Source organism: Chroococcidiopsis sp., assembly GCF_051657925.1.
GTDB lineage: Bacteria > Cyanobacteriota > Cyanobacteriia > Cyanobacteriales > Chroococcidiopsidaceae > Chroococcidiopsis.
Map to the genome: position 1 here is coordinate 1 of NZ_JBOFLP010000156.1, position 19798 is coordinate 19798.

Consider the following 19798-nt stretch of genomic DNA (forward strand, 5'->3'; position numbering starts at 1 on the left):
AAATTAATTTTTGGCAAGACTTGGGGATACCGGAACCTTCATTACAAATTGCTACCCGCAAGTCAGTCCACACATATTGGGTATTTGACAAACCGATCGCCGTGGAACAATGGCGAGAATTGCAAACGGCTCTCCTCACCTATACTGGTTCCGACCCAGCATTGAAAAATCCCAGTCGAGTGATGAGATTGGCGGGAGCGTACCATATCAAACCTGGATGCGACCCCTTGCGCTGCGACATCATTCATAGTTTGGACAAGCGCTACAGCTATGAAGAATTACGCGCTGCTATTCCACTACCAAAACCACCAGCTTCTAAACTGCCGCTGTTGCAACCGTCTTATGGGTCTACACCTCAAGGACAACGCTACGAAGATATTCGGATTCCAGTGCTTGAATCCGTCCCCCTGGAAGCGTGTCTTTCCAAGGAATCTCGCCTACTACTTGAATCTGGAGTGAGTGAAGGTAGCCGCAACGTATCGGGAGCTAAATTAGCGCGTGACTTGATTGGGACTGCTGCCTACCTCCAAGCGATCGGGCAGCATTTTAACGGCGATGCCAGACGATTACTGGAAGACTACGCCAATCGCTGCACCCCGCCCCTACCAGCTTCTGAGGTAGATGCGATCTGGAAGTCAGCCGAAAAAGATCGCCCTGGTCCTAGCTGTCAGCCAGAAGGAGTGGAAGCGTGTGTCAGAGCATGGTACTGGAAGCATCACGTTAAACCAAATCGACAGCAACAAGCTACCCAGCAAAGTCACGATCGGGTTTCTGGGAGAGGATTTGGTCATGGCAACGGTAGCAATACTGGAGACAAACCACCCGTTGCTGCTGTAACTTTGTGCGATCGCATTAGAGAAATTCTCTCGCGGCACGAAACTGAATCAGCAGTTGCCAGCGCCTTGATGGACTTGGCTACTGCTACTGGACGCACGTATAGCGAGATTAACTCTCTAGCTAGGATTATTCGGGCTGAAGGCGAACTAGCCACCGAAGTCATTGCGGCAGTCCAATCTTTTCAAGGAATACTCACCAGTTGTCGCAAACGCTTGGATATCGGGCGCTATTTAGACAAGGCATTAGCTGACCCACTAGTGTCTATGGCAGCAGCGATGCCCACCGCACCAGAGTACCTATTTAACACTTTTCTTGCCTCTAGTGCCTCGCGCGTTGGCACGGCAGCAAGAGTCATCATCAACCCAGAAGGTGGGTACACCCAACCTTGTATTTTCTGGACGGCTAACGTCGCCCACAGCGGTCAAGCCAAAACTCCACCCCAGCAGGCAATCCTCAAGCCGCTAGAGGAAATGGAAGCAGCAGCCAAAGAGATCCACGACGTTCAGATGGAGGATTACGAGAATGACAAGGACGCTGAAGGCAAACCACCAGTGCGACAGCGGCGGTTGCTCAACAACGTCACCACTTCCACCAAAATTCGCATTCATGACGAAAACCCACGCGGCTTGCTGGAATATCTAGACGAGCTAGTAGCAGACTACCAACGCTTGAACCAGTATAAGAGCGGTAAAGGCGACGACCTGCAACTAGAACTATCGTTTTGGAATGGTTCTGGCGGTAACTTCGACCGTCACGATGCGCGGCTATTTTTGGGGCGCGTTGCTTTGAGCAAGACGGGAACGTATCAATGGGACATGTTGGCGCGGTTGATGGCTGATGAAGTTAATTTTATTGCCTCCGGTTACTCGTCTCGGTTTCTCTACTGCTCGATTGTCGATGCACCAGCTAGGTATCTCGATTTATTATCTTCTCGCTCTGCCAATACTCTCAAACAGAAGTTGCAGGAGTTGTATGGGGAATTAGAAAAACTACCCCAAACTGACTACCTACTCTCCCATGAAGCTAAAGTGCTGTTCCAAGGGTGGAACCATACTCTAGTTAACGCTGAGATTGAGGAAGTGCATTTTGGGCTGTCGCTAGTCTACGCCAAGATTGAATCTTATACGGCTCGGATCGCACTGTGGCTGCATATAGTTAATGCGGTGCTGCGCGGTGAAAACCCCTTACCAGTCATTAGTGGCGAGACAATGCAACACGCGATCGAAATTGCCTCGTTCTATCTCTGGCAGCACAAGCTGATTCACGCACACAACGCACCTAACCGACTACTAGAGGGGCTTTTCCTCAAGGTGCAGACTCAAGCCGAGAAGTTTTTTACCAAATGTAGCAAGGGTGTAGGGGCATCGTTCCTGAAGACGCGAATCAATGCCTTGAAAAACTGGGCAGTAGAAAAAATCCGCTGCTCAATTTTCCAGCCTTTGGCAGCAGCAGGTCACGGTCGGATTGAAGGTGAGGGCAGCGAGATGGTCTACATCCCCAACACCCAATCGGATGCTAATGGTAAAGAATTGGTGGCTGTTGGTGGCGAGTTGGTAGCATCACCAATCGTTGAAAACTCTAATAGCACTAACTTGCAGACATCAATTGGTGAATTTGGTGGACAGGTAGATACTCACATTACTTCCCAGCAGCCGAGTGAAGCGATAACTTCGTTAAACTTCGCTAATGCCTCACCCCCACCCCACCGGACAGTTGCACGCCACTTGCTACAATGGAGGGAACCTCCGCAACGCAGTGGCTCCTCAACGGGGGACACCCCCGCACGGCACTGTCCTCACCGCGAGATGCTCATGGGGGAAACCCCCAAGACCGCACTCGCTCACCAATTCACCAATTCAACCGCCCAAAGCTTTGCTAATACTGGCACTGGAGCAGTTGGTGAGATCGCCAATTCATCACCAATCGTACCAATTGAACCAAGCAAAACAGAGTCGCTACAGCAATTACCAACTGCACGAGAATTAGCAGCAAAGGTATTGGGCTGTTCCACCTGGGTAGAGTTGGCACAACAGGTAGATCGCAGCGCCAAAAATTTGATGAAGGCTGCTAGTTGTATGAGTTCGCAGCAACGCGATCGCATTGCTAACTTGTTAACTACACATTTGTGTTCTGCTCCCGATACGCTCGGTCAGTTGGCTTGGATACCAGAAAAGCTGCGGAATGCTGTGTTGAAGCAACTGAGTTTTACGATTCGACAAATGAGAAAGAGTGCAGAAAGTTTAGAACTTTATTGGGAACACATTTCTAATTGCCAGTTTGTTTGTGCAGTACTCCAGGAAAACGATCGCCTGCGATGGACTTTCCAAACTCCTGATGGCAATACCATCTCCTGCGATCTCAAGTTAATTGCGGCGATCGCTTATACGCAAAGTAGTTAAGTAGTTGAATCAGCGTCAAAAGAGGTGACTAAGAGTTGTTGGCACTACAGTTATATATGTAATGGTTGGCTTATGTATTTGGACAATCAAAAGATGAGATTTTTCTTCAGCTTCGGCAGTTCTTAAAACTATTCAAGCTGTAAATTATCTCTTGGTCAGGCAGTCTGAACTGGGAACCATAACTGCTGGGTTTGTTAAATGAATTGTGTTAGGCATGAAAGTCAAGTAGAAAATCGGTCTTCAAAGGCGATCGCAAATTGATTAAACTCCAGCTAACCTTACTAATTGTTAGTATTTTGTCTACAACGTAGGCATACCAATAGTTATACATCATTTATATGTAAACAAAGCAGCTTATTTTTGTTTCAATATAATCATAATTCATCCAATATTTCTTTTTGTTAAACTCCTTCTTCGCTAATAGGTAGAACATAGAGTCCTTCTTCAGCATCATCACCTGGAAGAATGTCACGGCTGCTCTTGATACCCCTACACTCGCACAAAGTAGCAAAAGCCTGTAGGTTCTCTAACCTAGCTGATAATTCGCTAAGAGCATCGAGATATTCAGCTATAACAATTTGCCGATATGTCCACTGCCGATCGAATTGAGAGCGATACGACATCTCAAACTCTAGCTCTGCATTCTTTTTCTTCCGTCGTATTTGTTCTTTAGTTAAGGATGTATCTACTGAGGAAATATCAGCAATTCTTTCAACCCGCTCTGTAGATATATGCTGTTGAAAGTATGGGGTAGCAAAACGATAGGCTGTCACCAGGGGCGATCGCTCGTCAGATAATAACGTGTCTGCCCACTGTACTGCAACTGTCTTAAGTCTTGGCACTTCAAGCGCAAGTAATTCTCGTGCTTCGTTCATTTGCCCATCTTCTAACAGAAGATAAGCTTCTGTTGCTGTTGCAACTGCCCATCCTTGGGTAGCAACATCCGCAATCAGCAGCGTTTGCCCTTCTAGGGCAGGTTTTGCTTGCATTGCTTGGTCAGAGAGAACCATCCTGACACGGGAGGCAACCTTGAGTGCATCTCTAACTGAAGAATCGGGGTAACGGCTTCTGTCTACAATTTCAGCGCGTAGATCTGCCATCTCCTTAATCAATACCATCCTGTGAAGCTCGGAAATTGCTGTAGCGATGTACTGTTGCTCTTTTCTGCTATGCTCGACTAGTAGATGAAGATAAGCCAGCTGACCAGATAAACACTCTAAGCGTCCTTCTACCCGATCGAAACCAGCTTCCATAGATTTTTGAACCCGATCTAGAGCGGCCTGAATTTGATTTAATTTGTAACCCATATAGGCAAATCCAGCAATGCTGACTCCAAGGTTCAAAACACTAGCCCCAGCTGCAATTTGAGATACCTGTAAAACAGAGGGTAGAATGTGTTGAACTTGATTCAGTGTATTTTGAATCTCATTAAGCTTACGGTTAATGATAACTTGACCTATTACATTTGTGACCGCAGATGCTCCGTCTAACACAGGAGGTAGTGGTAGGGGAAACAGTTTGCTTGTTAAATTAGAGGATTCGAGCAGATGACAAACAATTCGTCCAGTTGCCGCTTCACGAATTACTCCACCAAAACGCTTTAGAGAGCCATCGATTAGACCTTTAATAATTATTGGATTTCTAACTAAAAGGGTAGTATCTATTAACATAAAATATCTATTTTTTAGCACCTATATAGTGTGTTTTCATAGGCTTTACAAGAAAGGCGAGGAGAAACTGTCACCTTACCTGAATTATTTGGTAGTCTTAGGAATGCATCGCGTCTCTCTATTGAAGTTACGTTACGTTGAAAACCAGGCTCGTATCTATCAAGTTGAATTTGAACGAGATGGACATCATACTCAGAACTTTCATTGTCCGGTATAGAAAATTTGTAAGAAAACCAATTTTTCAGTTGAGATGCAGAAAAATCTGACTCAGTTACTTTGCACAAAATGATGCTCGCTTTGCAAAAACCGGATCGTAGTTTCTTTCTCCGCATTTATAACTAATATTAAAGTCTAGCCTTCTTTTTTCTTTTCTATATGAGGTAGAGAAGGAATAGATGGGATCTTGCTAATTCGATCTTTATTTTCCTTTGATTGTTGATTTACTAGATGAAGTACATAACCTATTCCCGCCATTACCAGAGCAAAGAGTAGGATGAATTCTAAAGTATTGATATTTCGATTCATCGTCTTGCCTAATTTTTTATTGATATATTTTTTAAGTTCTCCATCTTCACTATTAAAAAATCCAGATTTTTGCTGCCATTTTGCCCAAACCTCACTAGTAAATTCTTTAAGTTCATCTTCCTGCAATATATTAATAACTGCATCACCAGGAAGATTCAGCTTACGACACCAAGACTGAATTGCCCAATCTAAACCATAGGGATAATTATGATTTTCTCCTCTAATTTCAGCCAATGCCTCATTTGAAAGCTTGTCTAATACTTCAACAAGAAATTTAGAAAAAATCATTGTAGCTTCAGGATGGGTGGGTACGGGATTGTTTTTTTAAATTTTGGTAAATTTCTGTAATCAGATCTTTTTGTACTTCAATTTCGTTCCAAATATTTATTTCTTTTGTGAGATATTGTTTAAGAATATTCATTTGTTCTTTGAGCGCATTCTCAGCAAATTGAATCACATTATCTACAGATTCATCAAAAACACTACTTGTCCAATCTAAACGCTCAATCAACCAAGTACAAAGATTATCCCAAAGCCCTGGCTTGCCTTTTGCAATTCCTTCTGCCCATTGTTGAGACATCATATCGGCATTTGGGAGTGATAGTTCGCAATATTCAACAATCCCCTTAATATCACGAGTTACAGTTCTTGAATGCTGGCTTTTAAAACAACTTCCAGTTGTGTAGTACTCAGTTTCCTTGTTTTGCCCAACAGTTTCTTCTTGCTTAATTTGGCGTTGCTCGATAGCTTCTGCTAGTTCAAAAAACTTCTCAGGTAAAACTGGAGGATTTGAAGACAGCTTTTTTTTGAAATCAGTGAAAATTACTTCATCTAGCTTTAATGAAGGAATCTCTTGAAGACATAAATTGTAAAGTTCTTGTTTTTGTTCCTCAACCCATGATAGTAAAGCAGTTTCCAGTTGTTTTACCTGAGCCTGAAGAGTAAATTCAGCTCGTCTTGTTAAAGCTTCTCGCATTGCTTGATATAGTAGGCGAACAGCACGCTCAGCATGCTCGATCTCCCTTATTCCTTTCCGATCGTCCTCCCGCACCCGTCTAATTAAATGATTGGAGCTATAAGTAAAACTGTTGAGTTTACGGCTTACCAGGTCATATGCTCTAGCAATATCATTTGCCATTACAGGAGTAATAACTTGACATAAATTTTCTTCCAGTTCGTAAGCTCCTTGGTTATTTTTTATTGCATCTCGAACAGGTGCAATAAGTACTTGAGTCAAATCAGCTTCAACCTCACGAATTGCATCAAAAAGTAGTTGAAAACCCTGACGACCTTTTTCAACTGCCTGCTGTGCAAGTTTACTATCAATCCCTGGATCGTTCTTCTTTAAATCTTCGATTATTGTTTTCGTTTCTGTACGAAATCCGTCACAAATGTCTACAGCACCTTCTCGGAAGCGTTTGTGATTCTCTTTAATTTCGGCTTGTTGTGCTTCAATTTCTTCTTGTTTATCAAGTTTTCTAATATCTGCAAGGTGATCGATAGTTGCTGCCAGTGAGTCGTAGTTATCAAAGACATCTATTAAGGCTGGCAGTAATACAAGTTCTGGAAAAGCTTTTTGAAGGCGATCGCACAAACGACTCCACAACTTACTGCCTCCACTCCACTCAAGAGCATATTGAAGAAGCTGCCGCATCGTTTCATCGCTGATATTTTCGCGATCGCACACTCGATCTTCAAGATCGCGAAACCAACGCCGCAAATCTCGATTATCGCTAACATGTTGGCGGATTGCTCCGGCACAGTCTTCTAACATTGCATCTATCAGTTTTAAACGAGCGTGTCCATCGACTAAAGAGGAATGCTCCATTCCCATTGCTCCCCAAGCGCATTGAGCATAGTAGAGCAGCCTTGCATTAAAGGGTAAAATTTCTGGCAATTCTTTCAGTGACAGAGTTTCTTGGATTTCTTCCCGAAGCCTATCGATCCGTTCTGAAACTGCAATGTCATCTGCACCGCGCTGATCGACCCGATTCAGGATGAAAATCATTGAATCTGTACGACCTTGAAGGTATTGTACAACTCGTTTTAACTCTTCTAACAAACGCTTTCTGTGTTGGTCGTCCACCTGCATGTAGTCAAGGGCAACCAGGCTAAAAGCTTTGTGAACCCGTTCCTGAATGACTTTAAGATTGTCTCGATCTTGAATAGACTTAAGACCTGGTAAGTCGATCAACTCAATGCCCACGCCAGGGGGCAGCCCCAACAAGTTTCGATCGGATGCAGGTAACAGTGGGACAAATGCACTCACCCGTGGAGCCATACAATCTTTTTTCTTACGGGTGTCATGATAGGGGAGCATGATGCCGTTGCGGATTCTGTCATAGAGAGCTTCATCGCTTAATTCACTCCACGTACCAGTTTCCCAAGTCGCCCCTTCAGTCTCTTCAACTACTAGCTTGCGCTCGTTTGAATGCTGAAGCGTTAGAATTCCCCCACTCATCTCTCCTGCTTCAATAGGGGCAACTTTACGACCGATTAAGGCATTGACGATGGTTGATTTACCAGAAGATGTAGTACCAATCGTTGCGATAGAAAAATTCGGAGTCTTTAACCGATCCACAGCTTCTCGGTGAGACTGACGAAAATCATCTAGCTTCTCCCTAATTCCCGCAGCATCGAAAACATCTGGATAAGTTGCTACCAAATTTTCGATCGCTTCGCCGAGTTTTTTTAGTTGGCTTTGGGTATTACACAAAATTGTTTCAACATCAACGGTCATGCTATCTGCTCGTCAATCTAACACAGGCATATAGGGGTATACTCATAGAGTTCCCAAAATTTTTGCGGCGATCGCAAATTTTCTCTCAATACTTGCTGTATTGCACAAAATTTACAATAGAATTGTTTTCTTTAAATATTGTTTATAGAAAGTTGTTTTTGACTGCTTTAATTTAAACAGAAGCAGTGGCAGTAACCTCGCAAAACTGTTTACCGCTCGCCAAAGGCATATCGATTTTGCTAAAATTCCGTATTTATCCCATGTATGAAAAGGCTTATTTAATTCTAAGCTTGTAGCAAATAAGAATCGCGATCGTCTTAACTGCGAGCTGGATTTTTGCTAATCTTACTTGTTTCTAGAAACCAAAAACCGCTTAATTCTAATACCCTTAATTATTCAGATTTGCTGCTGAAATGCTCGTTTTAATTAGTATTTTGGTATCCTCGGGATAATTTTGCTTACAAAAACTTCTATTTAGATATTTGTCTAAAGAAGAAAAACATTTTATTCACTGCTAATCAGGAAAATGTCTCGACATGGTTCGACTGGAAGAATTGACAAAGGGTACTCAAGTTCGGGGCATCCTACCAAACAATCTCGTCACCATTGTCGATGCTCAGTGGCATGGTTCTGATGTTGTCGAGCTGACGTATAAAAATGTCAGTGGTTCTCTCGGTCACGAATTGGTATTTCGCGATCGCGAACCAACCCTAGAAATTGTCACACAAGGACAGCCTTGGAGTTTTACCGCTGACGGTAGTAACTTTCGCCTAGTATCGGAAGCATACCGCATTCGTCTCGCCCATCTATTCGACCCGCTGCTAGCCGTGCATACATCGCTAGTGGAGCCACTACCCCACCAAATTACTGCGGTCTACGGGGAAATGTTAACTCGCCAACCCCTGCGCTTTCTATTGGCGGACGATCCTGGTGCGGGGAAGACAATTATGGCGGGATTGCTAATGCGGGAATTGCTGATCCGAGGTGATTTGCATCGTTGTCTTGTCGTTTGTCCTGGCAGTCTAGCAGCTCAGTGGCAAGACGAGCTGTACCAAAAGTTTCACCTGCCCTTTGAAATTCTCACCAACGACCGGATTGAAGCGGCGCGGACGGGAAATGCTTTTGCTGAAATGTCGCTGTTAATCGTGCGCTTGGACAAACTCAGCCGAGATGACGATCTGCAAGCCAAATTAGCCCAAACAGACTGGGATTTAGTTGTCTGCGACGAAGCTCATAAGATGTCGGCTTCGTTCTTTGGCGGTGAAATTAGAGAAACGAAACGCTACAAGCTCGGCAAGTTGTTATCGAGTTTAACCCGACATTTTTTATTAATGTCGGCTACACCACACAACGGCAAAGAAGAAGATTTTCAGCTGTTCATGGCATTGCTAGATGGAGACAGATTTGAGGGACGTTTTCGCGATGGCGTTCACGTCTCGGATACTTCCGATTTGATGCGGCGATTAGTTAAAGAAGATCTGCTGAAATTTGACGGCAAACCGCTATTTCCAGAACGGAAAGCCTACGCTGTAGAATACAAACTTTCGGATTTGGAAGCGATACTTTATAAACGAGTCACCGAGTACGTGCGCGAAGAATTCAACCGCGCTGATGCTTTGGGTAATGAAGGGCGTAAAGGCACTGTAGGTTTTGCTTTGACTATTTTGCAGCGCCGTCTTGCTTCATCGCCAGAGGCGATAATGCGATCGCTAACTCGCCGCCGAGAACGGTTGCAAAAACGGTTGCGGGAAGAAGAATTGTTGAAGCGAGGCAGTAGCGCCAGTATAGAATTTGGGCAAGTTCTCGATTTGGAAGACATAGAAGACGATCTGGAGGATGTCCCCAGCGAAGAACGGGAAGCCAAAGAAGAGGAAGTTGCCGATCTCGCCACAGCTTCGCGGACAATAGCCGAATTACAAGTAGAAATTAGTCTTTTACAAGAATTAGAGCAGCTAGCACTACAAGTGCGGCGTAGTGGCACGGATAAGAAATGGGAAGAACTATCGCAACTGCTGCAAAATATTTCAAATCCTGGTAAAGACTTAGACTCGTGCCAAGACAGCAATCCACCAGAGTTTAACACCGCAACATTCAATGCTGCGGGACATCGGCGCAAACTAGTAATTTTCACCGAGCATCGGGACACCTTAAATTACTTAGCCGAGAGGATTCGGACGCTACTAGGGCGTACTGAAGCCGTGGTGACAATTCACGGCGGGATGGGACGAGAAGAACGCCGCAAATCCCAGGAAGCGTTTACCCAAGATATTGCCGTGCAAGTCTTAATCGCTACAGATGCAGCCGGAGAGGGAATTAACCTGCAACGAGCGCACCTGATGGTGAATTACGATTTGCCTTGGAATCCCAACCGCCTAGAACAGCGGTATGGGCGGATTCACCGGATCGGACAGACGGAGGTGTGTCACCTATGGAATTTGGTGGCAAAGGAAACCCGCGAGGGGGATGTCTATCTGGCGCTGTTGAAAAAGTTGGAGATAGAACAGGAGGCGCTGGGGGGTAAAGTCTTTGACGTGCTGGGGAAAGCGATCGCCTCTACTGAGTTAAGAGAGTTGCTGATCCAAGCGATTCGCTATGGCGATCGCCCAGACGTGCGCGATCGCCTCAATCTAGTCGTACAGGACAAGCTCGACCAGCAAAGGCTGCGCAAACTCTTGGAAGAACGAGCTTTAGCACGGGATGCAATGGATATCGCCAAAGTACAGCAAATTAAGGTAGAAATGGAACGAGCAGCGGCGCGGCGGCTGCAACCTCATTTTATTGCCTCTTTCTTCTTGGAAGCTTTCGAGCAGTTGGGTGGAGCTGCGCGTCAGCGAGAAGGCGATCGCTACGAAATTACTCACGTTCCCGCAGTTATTCGCGATCGAGGGCGACAAATTGGGGTGGGAGAACCGCTGCTGCGGCGCTACGAACGCATCTGCTTTGAAAAAGAGTCGATCGGTATTCCAGGTAAGCCACTAGCGGCGTTCGTCTGTCCTGGTCATCCCCTACTGGATGCCACGATCGATCTAACTCTGGAACGGCATCGGGATTTGTTGAAACAAGGCAGTATCCTGGTAGACGACAACGACATGGGTGAAAGCATCCGCGCTTTAGTCTACCTGGAACATGGCATCCAGGATGCGCGGACTAATCCGACTGGGACTCGACGGGTGGTGTCGCGGCGGATGCAGTACGTGGAAATTGACCCAGAAGGCAATGCCCAAAATGCAGGTTACGCGCCTTACCTCAACTATCGTCAGCTGACAGATGAAGAAAAGTCTGCCGTTGAAGCGGTGCTAGAAGAATCTTGGCTGCGGCAGGATTTGGAATCGCAGGCGACGAGTTACGCTATTTCTCAGCTTGTGCCGCAACACCTCCAGGAAGTCAGGCAGCGCAAGGAGGAACTCATTGCTAAGACGATGGCAGCGGTGAAAGACCGACTCACAAAAGAGATTAATTATTGGGATCGTCGGGCAGAAGACCTGAAAATGCAAGAGTCAGCTGGCAAGGCGAATGCCAAGATCAACTCAACCAAGGCGCGTCAGCGGGCAGATGAGTTGCAAGCGCGGTTGCTGCATCGGCTGGAGGAGTTGGAACAGGAACGCCGTTTATCGCCTTTACCGCCAGTTGTGGTAGGGGGTGCGTTGGTAGTGTCGCTGGGATTGCTGCAACGGCTACAAGGAAAACGACAGTCAGATGCAGCGATGTTTGCTAGGGAAACTCAACGAGTAGAGAAAGCAGCGATGGCGGCGGTGATGGCGGCAGAATCCCAGTTAGGATACGAACCAAAAGATGTCAGTCAGCAAAAGTGCGGCTACGATATTGAGTCGCGCATTCCCCACACGGGACAGTTGCGCTTTATCGAGGTGAAGGGGCGGATAGCAGGTGCAGCAACGGTGACGGTGACGAAGAATGAGATTATCGCGGCACTGAATCAGCCGGACGCTTTCATCTTGGCGTTGGTACAAGTGCCGAAGTCAGAGGAATTTACGTCAGGAGATGTTTGGAAAGTCAAGGCATCGCAGGGAACTTACAAGGTGCATGACAACAATTGTGTCATTCGTTATCTGCGGCAACCGTTTCACAAAGAACCAGATTTCGCTGTGACGAGTGTAAATTACGATTGGCGCGAGTTGTGGCAGCAGGGAACTGAGCCATTTTAGATTTTAGATTTTAGATTTTAGATTTTGGATTGGTTCTATAGTTATGTCTAAAATACTAGCTTCCGGTCATACTAAGACGCTTAGGCAATAGCTTAGACGACTTGATTCTTTTGCTGCCATACAATAATCGCTAAAATCTACTCAAGAGCAGTCTTTCTCAATTCTTCAATCTGAAATCTAAAATCTAAAATTCTCAGAGGTATCGAAACATGAACGCTCATAAAATAGAGACTGTTTTAAATGAAGATGGAACTCTAACGCTGCGAGGATTGCCTTTTCGGGCAGGGGATGCAGTTGAAGTGATTGTTTTAGAAAGTCGTACTCCACTTCCCGAAGCGCCTACACCTTCCTCAGACTCAAATCTTTATCCTCTGCGCGGCACGGTAATTCGCTACGATGACCCAACTGAGCCTGTTGCTCTGGAAGATTGGGAAGTGCTGAAATGATTGTACTCGATACTCATATTTGGGTTTGGTGGGTTGATGGCAATCAGCGACTTACAAAAGCTAATGAGCAGTGGACACAACAACACCAGTCTCAGGGTTTGGGAGTTAGCATTATTTCTTGTTGGGAAGTCGCTAAATTAGTAGAAAACAATAAGCTCGTTTTATCTTGTTCGGTTAGTGAGTGGCTGAATGATGCTTTGGCTTATCCAGGAGTACAGTTACTCGATTTGACACTCCCAATTGTAGTTGAGTCAACTCAATTAGTCGGTTTTCACCGCGATCCTGCCGATCGGATTATTGTTGCAACTGCAAGAATCTATAACTGTCCGTTGTTAACGGTTGACGAGAAAATTCTTAACTACTCTAACGTGCAGACTCTCAATCAGTGGTAAATTCTTAAGCTTTAGGAATTCATTTATGCTACTAGAATTAAATCAAATTATCGTCCCGCCTGGTCAGCAATTGTTATTAAAAAATATTTCCTGGCAGATGTATGAAAACATTTTGTCAGAGTTAGGAGAAGGTCGGGCTGCTAGAATTAATTATTACCAAGGAATGTTAGAAATTGTGACACCGCTACCAGAACATGAGATAGGAAAAGTCATGATTGGTGATTTGGTGAAGGCATTACTTGAAGAACTCGACATTGATTTTTGGAGTCTTGCCTCTACAACTTTTAAAAACGAAGCTATGGCAGCAGGTGTAGAGGCAGATGACTGTTTCTATATCCAAAATGAAGCTGTTATTAGAGGGAAAAAGCGAATAGACCTAACTGTAGATCCTCCACCAGATCTAGCGATTGAAATTGATATTACATCTCGCACTCGTTTCAATAACTATGAGGCTTTAGGTGTGACTGAGCTTTGGCGGTATGATGGACAGAGCTTGGAGATAAATGTATTAGAAAGTGGAAAATATGTCAAATCGAATACCAGTAGAAACTTTTCCCAATTTCCACTTGTTGATGCGATTCCTCAATATGTAGAGCAGAGTAAAGTAGTAGGCAGAAATGCGACAATGAAAGCTTTTAGGAATTGGGTGAGAGAATTTTAGATTTTAGATTTTAGATTGTGGATTTTAAATTGCTGCACGATCGCGATTTTTGGGAGTAAGATTCATGACGCAGGAACTAATAGACTTAAGAATAAGCATCTTAGAGGGGCGCTACGATGATGCTTTGGTGATTATTGATGAACTAGAGGGAATGAGTAAACAAGCTATTTTACGTAATATTGAATCTTTTCTCGTTAGATTGCTAGTTCATCTTATCAAAAATCAAATCGAGCAGCGTTTAACCAATTCTTGGATAGCTTCAATTTCTGATTCTATCCGGCAAATCAAAAAGCTAAATCTTAAGGATAATAAAACATCTTATTACATTAATTCTGATGAATGGTATCCTTACTTGGAAGAAGCAATTGAGGCAGCAATTCGTCCGGCAAGCGTAGAAGTTCTAAGTGGAAATTTAAAGCCTAAACAAGTTTCTGAAAGGATAGACAGAAACCAAATAATTGAGATAGCACAGAAGTTACTCGATTTGACATACAATTTTCCAACCAAGGATTTACCTACAGCTATTGATTCTCACTTAGTTGCTCTACCTGGTGGAGAGGATTGGTTTGAAACTGAGGACTAGTAAGATTTTAGATTTTAGATTGGTTTCCGATCGACTATTCAGTAGATATACGGACTGCTGGCTAATAATTCCTGGGCAAATTCTAATAATCCCACCAGGATTGTTAGGCTACTGTAATGACTTCTCATGCAGATAATTTCGACAACCCAGAAAATTCCCAAAATACTGATGTTATTTCATCTGTAACTCAGTCTCAAAATCAGAATTCAACACCGTATAACTACGAAAATTATCGCAAGAAGTTAATTGAAGTTTCCTTGCCGCTAGAGGCGATTAATAAAGAATCAGCACGGGAGAAATCAATTCGACACGGGCATCCTTCAACGTTACATTTGTGGTGGGCGCGGCGACCTTTAGCAGCTTGTCGGGCAGTATTATTTGCATCTTTGGTGGACGATCCTTCGAGTCACCCCGATCGCTTTCCTACAGAAGAGGCGCAGGAGGAAGAGAGAAAACGCCTATTTGAAATTATCGAACAATTGGTGAAGTGGGAAAATATTAGTAATAAAGATATTTTAGACGCAGCTAAAGCCGAAATTCTGAAATCGACTAATAATAATCCGCCGCCCGTACTCGATCCTTTTTGTGGTGGAGGTTCGATACCTTTAGAAGCGCAAAGGTTGGGGTTAGAAGCGCATGGAAGCGACTTGAATCCAGTAGCGGTTTTGATTACCAAAGCTTTGATTGAAATTCCACCAAAATTTGCAGATCGCCCTCCTGTCAATCCTGATTCTCAAAGTAAAATTATCCCTAATCAAAAATCTAAAACCAAAAATTTAAAATCTCACTTCGGGGCGCAGGGGTTAGCTGAAGACGTGCGCTATTACGGGCAATGGATGCGGGATAAAGCTTTTAAGCAAATCGGGCATCTTTATCCCAAGGTTGATTTACCGCAGGAATATGGCGGCGGTGAGGCGACGGTAATTGCTTGGTTGTGGACAAGGACAGTGAAGTGTCCTAATCCAGGTTGTGGCGCACAGATGCCGTTGGTGCGTTCTTTTGTACTTTCGACTAAGAAGGGAAAAGAAGCTTGGGTAGAACCAATTATTAACCGCAAACAACAACCGCCTGTTGTAAATTTTGAGGTGAAGACTGGTAAAGGCAAGCCTCCAGAACCGCCGAAGATCGGGCGTGGTGCAAAGTTTTGCTGTTTAGCGTGTAGTCAGCCAGCTGATGACAAACATATCAAGGCTGAAGGTATTGCTGGACGGATGGGCGCACAACTCATGGCGATTGTGGCTGAAGGTAAACGTGGGCGGGTGTATCTTGAACCAACACAACAGCAGGAAGAGATCGCACGCAGCGCAAAACCAACGTGGTATCCCGATGCCCAAATTGCTGACGACAGGCGCTCAATGTTCACGCCACTATACGGTTTAACACACTTTTATCATCTGTTCACTCCGCGTCAACTTGTAGCCTTAACCACTTTCAGCGATTTGGTAAGCGAAGCACGGGAAAAGGTACTTGCGGATGCTGTAGCAGCTGGAATGTCTGATGATGGTTTACCGCTTAATGAAGGTGGTTCGGGTGCAACAGCTTATGCAGATGCAGTGGTAACTTATTTAGCGATCGCAGTAGATCGTTTAGCTGACAGAAATTCAACCATTTGTTCTTGGGATGTAGGTAGAGACAGTACTCGCAATACTTTTGCTCGTCAAGCAATTCCGATGACTTGGGACTTTGCAGAAGCTAACCCATTAAGCGATTCCACTGGTAACTTTAATGGAGCAGTTGATTGGATAACTAAAGTGATTGAAATGTCTCCTTGCAGTACCAAAGGAGTTGTCAAACAAATCGATGCAACCAGATCGGATGTTTTTGCAAAATCAATAGTTGTCTCTACAGACCCGCCCTATTACGACAATATCGGCTATGCTGACTTATCAGACTTTTTCTATGTCTGGCTGCGTCGTTGTTTAGGCTCAATCTATCCCGATCTGTTCGCTACTCTACTCGTTCCCAAAGCACAAGAACTTGTCGCTACACCTTATCGTTTTGGAGGAGACAAACAAAAAGCCAAGGAGTTTTTTGAAGCAGGATTAGGTCAAGTCTTTGAGCGAATGCGTAAGATGGCGCATGATGAATATCCTTTAACTATTTACTACGCTTTCAAACAAACAGAAACCGAAGAAATAGATGAAGATACTGACGATGTAGCGATCGCTTCAACTGGATGGGAAACCATGCTCGAAGGGCTAATCAAAGCTGGTTTTACCATCACTGGTACACTACCGATGCGAACAGAACTAAGCAACCGCACAGTTGCCAGTGGTACAAATGCCCTTGCTTCATCCATCGCCCTCGTCTGTCGCCCCCGCCCAGAAACCGCACCATCAACTACTCGCCGCCAGTTTGTCAACACACTCAAACGCGAACTGCCCAATGCCCTGCATCAACTGCAACAAGGCAACATTGCCCCTGTAGATTTAGCTCAAGCCAGCATTGGTCCTGGCATGGCAATTTACTCTCGCTACACGAAAGTCTTAGAATCAGACGGCACGCCGATGCGCGTGCGTACCGCCCTGCAACTGATCAACCAAACTTTAGATGAATTCCTCGCCGAACAAGAAGGAGAATTTGACGCTGAAACTCGCTTTGCGCTGACTTGGTTTGAACAGTATGCATTCAACGAAGGGTTATTTGGCGACGCTGAAACCCTCTCCAAAGCTAAAAACACCGCCGTGCAAAGCATGGTAGACGCTGGCATCCTCGTTGCCAAAGCAGGGAAAGTGCGACTGCTGCGCCGCAGTGAAATTTTAGATTTTAGATTGAAGATTTTAGATTGTGAATCTGAATCGAAAATCAAAAATCAAAAATCAAAAATCACCATTTGGGCTGCCACGCAACACATGATTCGGGAATTACAAGATGGTGGTGGAGATCGAGGCGCTGCGAATTTACTCTCGCAATTGGGAAATATAGGAGAAGCAGCGCGGGACTTAGCTTATCGGCTGTATAACATTTGCGATCGCAAAGGTTGGGCAGCTGAAGGTGTCGCTTACAACAGCTTAGTAATTTCCTGGTCGGATATTTCCCGTCTCGCTGACGAAAAGAAAGAAGCCACGCCATTGCAAGGTGAGTTGGAATTTTAGATTTTAGATTTGAGATTTTAGATTGAAGGAGGACAGGAATTTTAGATTTTAGATTTGAGATTTTAGATTGAAGGAGGACAGAGATTTTTGATTGAGCGAACCAAAACAAGAGGTTTTTGCTTGTGATCTGCAAATAAAAAATAACAATTATTTGAAGGCAAAGACGAGGAAACACGAGTAACAGATAGATAAAATATTTAACCCTTACTCAAGAACGAATACAACAATCTAAAATCTAAAATCTAAAATAAATATGAATGAGCAGGAATTTAAAGATAGAACGAAAAAACTATCACTACGGGTTATTCGCCTTGTGGGAAAACTGCCTAATAGCTATATAGCGGAAGTTATTGGTAAACAGCTTTTGCGTTCGGCTACTTCAGTAGGAGCTAATTATCGAGCTGCTTGTCGGGGTAAATCAACTGCTGACCTGATTGCCAAACTTGGAATTGTTTTAGAGGAAGCCGACGAATGCCTTTACTGGATGGAACTTCTAATTGAATCTGAATTAGTTGCTGCTGATAAATTAAAGGATTTAATGTCAGAAACAAACGAAATTGTAGCTATGTTAGTTACTTCAATAAAAACTCTACGTACTAAAAATAAACCCTAACCTAAAATTTAAAACCCTTCTCCTCCAATCTAAAATCTAAAATCTAAAATCTAAAATTCCTCATGACAATTAGCAACCGCGAACGAGTCGGCAGAGCCTTAGATCTGCTCAAAGATGGCTTATATCCCTTTGTAGAACGGGAGATGCGTTCTGCCTATAGCGATAAGTGGTTAGTCGCCGCCACCCCTTTTGTCTCGGAAGACCGTACCTTGCGGCGCAGCGTCCAGCAAATCCTGAAACAGGATATTTCAGAACTGCTCAAACTGATGTCAAATCAGTGGCGCGAAGTTTTCAAAAAAACGCTGGGCAATGCCGAAAGAAGTTTAGTCGGGGAGTTAATCGCCACCCGTAACTCCTGGGCGCATAACGATCCCTTCTCTACAGACGATGCCTACCGCGCCCTCGATAGCGTCTCTCGCTTGCTCACCGCCATCTCTGCACCAGAAGCCGATGAAGTTGACAAGCAAAAACAAGAACTGTTGCGGGTACGCTTCACCGAACAAGCCCGTCGCGAGACTCGCCGCGCTCATCTCCAACCCCTAGAAGGCAATCCCACAGGCGGTTTAAAACCCTGGCGAGAAATTGTCACCCCTCACCAAGATGTTGCTTCCGGTCGCTACCAAGAAGCGGAATTTGCTGCGGATCTGTGGCAGGTCTATTTAGACGAAGGATCGGACGAATACCGCGTCCCCACCGAGTTTTTTCGCCGCACCTACCTGACAGAAGGACTCAAGCAACTGCTGACAAATGCTTTGCTGCGTCTTTCAGGCAAGGGTGGAGATCCTGTCATCGAACTGCAAACCAACTTCGGTGGTGGCAAAACCCATGCCATGCTTGCCCTGTATCACCTATTCATGGGAGTCCCTGCATCCCAGTTGCCAGGATTAGAACCGGTGCTGTCAGCAGCGGGTGTCATGCCTCCGGCAAAAGTCAACACGGCGGTTTTAGTCGGCAACAAAATTTCTCCAGGTCAGCCCCAGCGGAAAAAAGATGGTACGGTTGTGCGGACGCTCTGGGGCGAACTGGCTTGGCAGTTGGGTGGTAAAGAAGGCTACGAGATGCTGCGCCAAGCAGACGAAACCTCAACTAATCCTGGCGATACCCTGCGGCTATTGTTTAACCGTTATGCACCCTGCCTGATTTTAATTGATGAATGGGTAGCTTACGCCCGACAGCTGCATCAAGAAAATGACTTGCCAGGCGGCAGTTTTGATACTCACTTTACTTTTGCTCAGACCTTGAGCGAGTCGGCGAAAAATGCTAACCAGACCTTGCTAGTCGCGAGTATTCCCGCTTCTGATAATGAAATTGGCGGAGATCGCGGTAAAGCAGCCCTAGAACGGCTCAAAAACGCCATTGGCAGAGTCGAATCTCCTTGGCGACCAGCCAGCGCCGATGAAAGCTTTGAAATCGTGCGACGGCGCTTGTTTCAACCGATCGCCGAACAAACTGCCTTTGTTGCCCGCGATGCCGTCGTTCGCGCCTTTGGGGAAATGTACCAAACACAAGTGCAGGAATTCCCTAGCGAGTGCCGAGAAGCCAGTTACAAGCGGCGGTTAGAAAATGCCTATCCCATCCATCCCGAACTATTTGACCGACTTTACACCGACTGGTCGAGCTTAGATAAATTCCAACGCACGAGGGGCGTGCTGCGGTTGATGGCAAAGGTAATTC

12 protein-coding genes are annotated in these 19798 nt (G+C 44.9%); 9 read left to right on the top strand and 3 right to left on the bottom strand.

Annotation, left to right across the window (positions count from 1 at the left end; translation table 11 throughout):
* On the top strand, window positions 1–3236 hold a 3236-nt coding region (locus ACRC32_RS12955; protein ID WP_438554358.1), incomplete at its 5' end, for a DUF3987 domain-containing protein.
* Window positions 3237–3637: 401 nt separating this feature from the next.
* Here ACRC32_RS12955 and ACRC32_RS12960 read toward each other — a convergent pair.
* From ACRC32_RS12960 to ACRC32_RS12970, 3 genes are all read right to left on the bottom strand, one after another.
* Complete coding sequence (locus ACRC32_RS12960; RefSeq protein ID WP_438554359.1) at window positions 3638–4906, bottom strand: hypothetical protein; 1269 nt, start codon at window positions 4904–4906, stop codon at window positions 3638–3640.
* A 351-nt stretch (window positions 4907–5257) separates the two neighbouring features.
* Window positions 5258–5719, bottom strand: a complete 462-nt coding sequence (locus ACRC32_RS12965) for a hypothetical protein (protein ID WP_438554360.1) — start codon at window positions 5717–5719, stop codon at window positions 5258–5260.
* A gap of 7 nt (window positions 5720–5726) precedes the next feature.
* Window positions 5727–8171 (bottom strand): dynamin family protein, encoded by a 2445-nt coding sequence (locus ACRC32_RS12970; RefSeq protein ID WP_438554361.1) that lies wholly within the window; start codon window positions 8169–8171, stop codon window positions 5727–5729.
* A 536-nt stretch (window positions 8172–8707) separates the two neighbouring features.
* On the opposite strand from ACRC32_RS12970, the gene ACRC32_RS12975 reads away from it, so the two are divergent.
* The 8 genes from ACRC32_RS12975 to ACRC32_RS13010 all read left to right on the top strand — a co-directional run.
* Window positions 8708–12334 carry a helicase-related protein gene (locus ACRC32_RS12975; RefSeq protein WP_438554362.1) on the top strand — a complete coding sequence of 1209 codons (3627 nt, stop codon included), beginning with the start codon at window positions 8708–8710 and terminating at the stop codon, window positions 12332–12334.
* Between the two features lie 209 nt (window positions 12335–12543).
* On the top strand, window positions 12544–12780 hold the full coding sequence (locus ACRC32_RS12980) for a hypothetical protein (protein ID WP_039710025.1): 237 nt from the start codon (window positions 12544–12546) through the stop codon (window positions 12778–12780).
* Window positions 12777–13172, top strand: a complete 396-nt coding sequence (locus tag ACRC32_RS12985; RefSeq protein ID WP_438554363.1) for a type II toxin-antitoxin system VapC family toxin — start codon at window positions 12777–12779, stop codon at window positions 13170–13172. The genes ACRC32_RS12980 and ACRC32_RS12985 overlap by 4 nt, the downstream gene beginning before the upstream one ends.
* 25 nt (window positions 13173–13197) lie before the next feature.
* Window positions 13198–13833, top strand: a complete 636-nt coding sequence (locus ACRC32_RS12990) for a Uma2 family endonuclease (RefSeq protein ID WP_438554364.1) — start codon at window positions 13198–13200, stop codon at window positions 13831–13833.
* Between the two features lie 64 nt (window positions 13834–13897).
* Entirely contained in the window at window positions 13898–14416 is a 519-nt protein-coding gene (locus tag ACRC32_RS12995; protein ID WP_438554365.1) for a DUF29 family protein, read from the top strand.
* Between the two features lie 116 nt (window positions 14417–14532).
* Window positions 14533–17511: a DUF1156 domain-containing protein gene (locus tag ACRC32_RS13000; RefSeq protein ID WP_438554366.1), complete on the top strand. Its 2979-nt coding sequence runs from the start codon at window positions 14533–14535 to the stop codon at window positions 17509–17511.
* 253 nt (window positions 17512–17764) lie between these two features.
* Entirely contained in the window at window positions 17765–18124 is a 360-nt protein-coding gene (locus tag ACRC32_RS13005; protein WP_438554367.1) for a four helix bundle protein, read from the top strand.
* 62 nt (window positions 18125–18186) lie between these two features.
* Window positions 18187–19798: Swt1 family HEPN domain-containing protein (locus ACRC32_RS13010; RefSeq protein ID WP_438554368.1), on the top strand; the 1612-nt coding region annotated here is incomplete at its 3' end.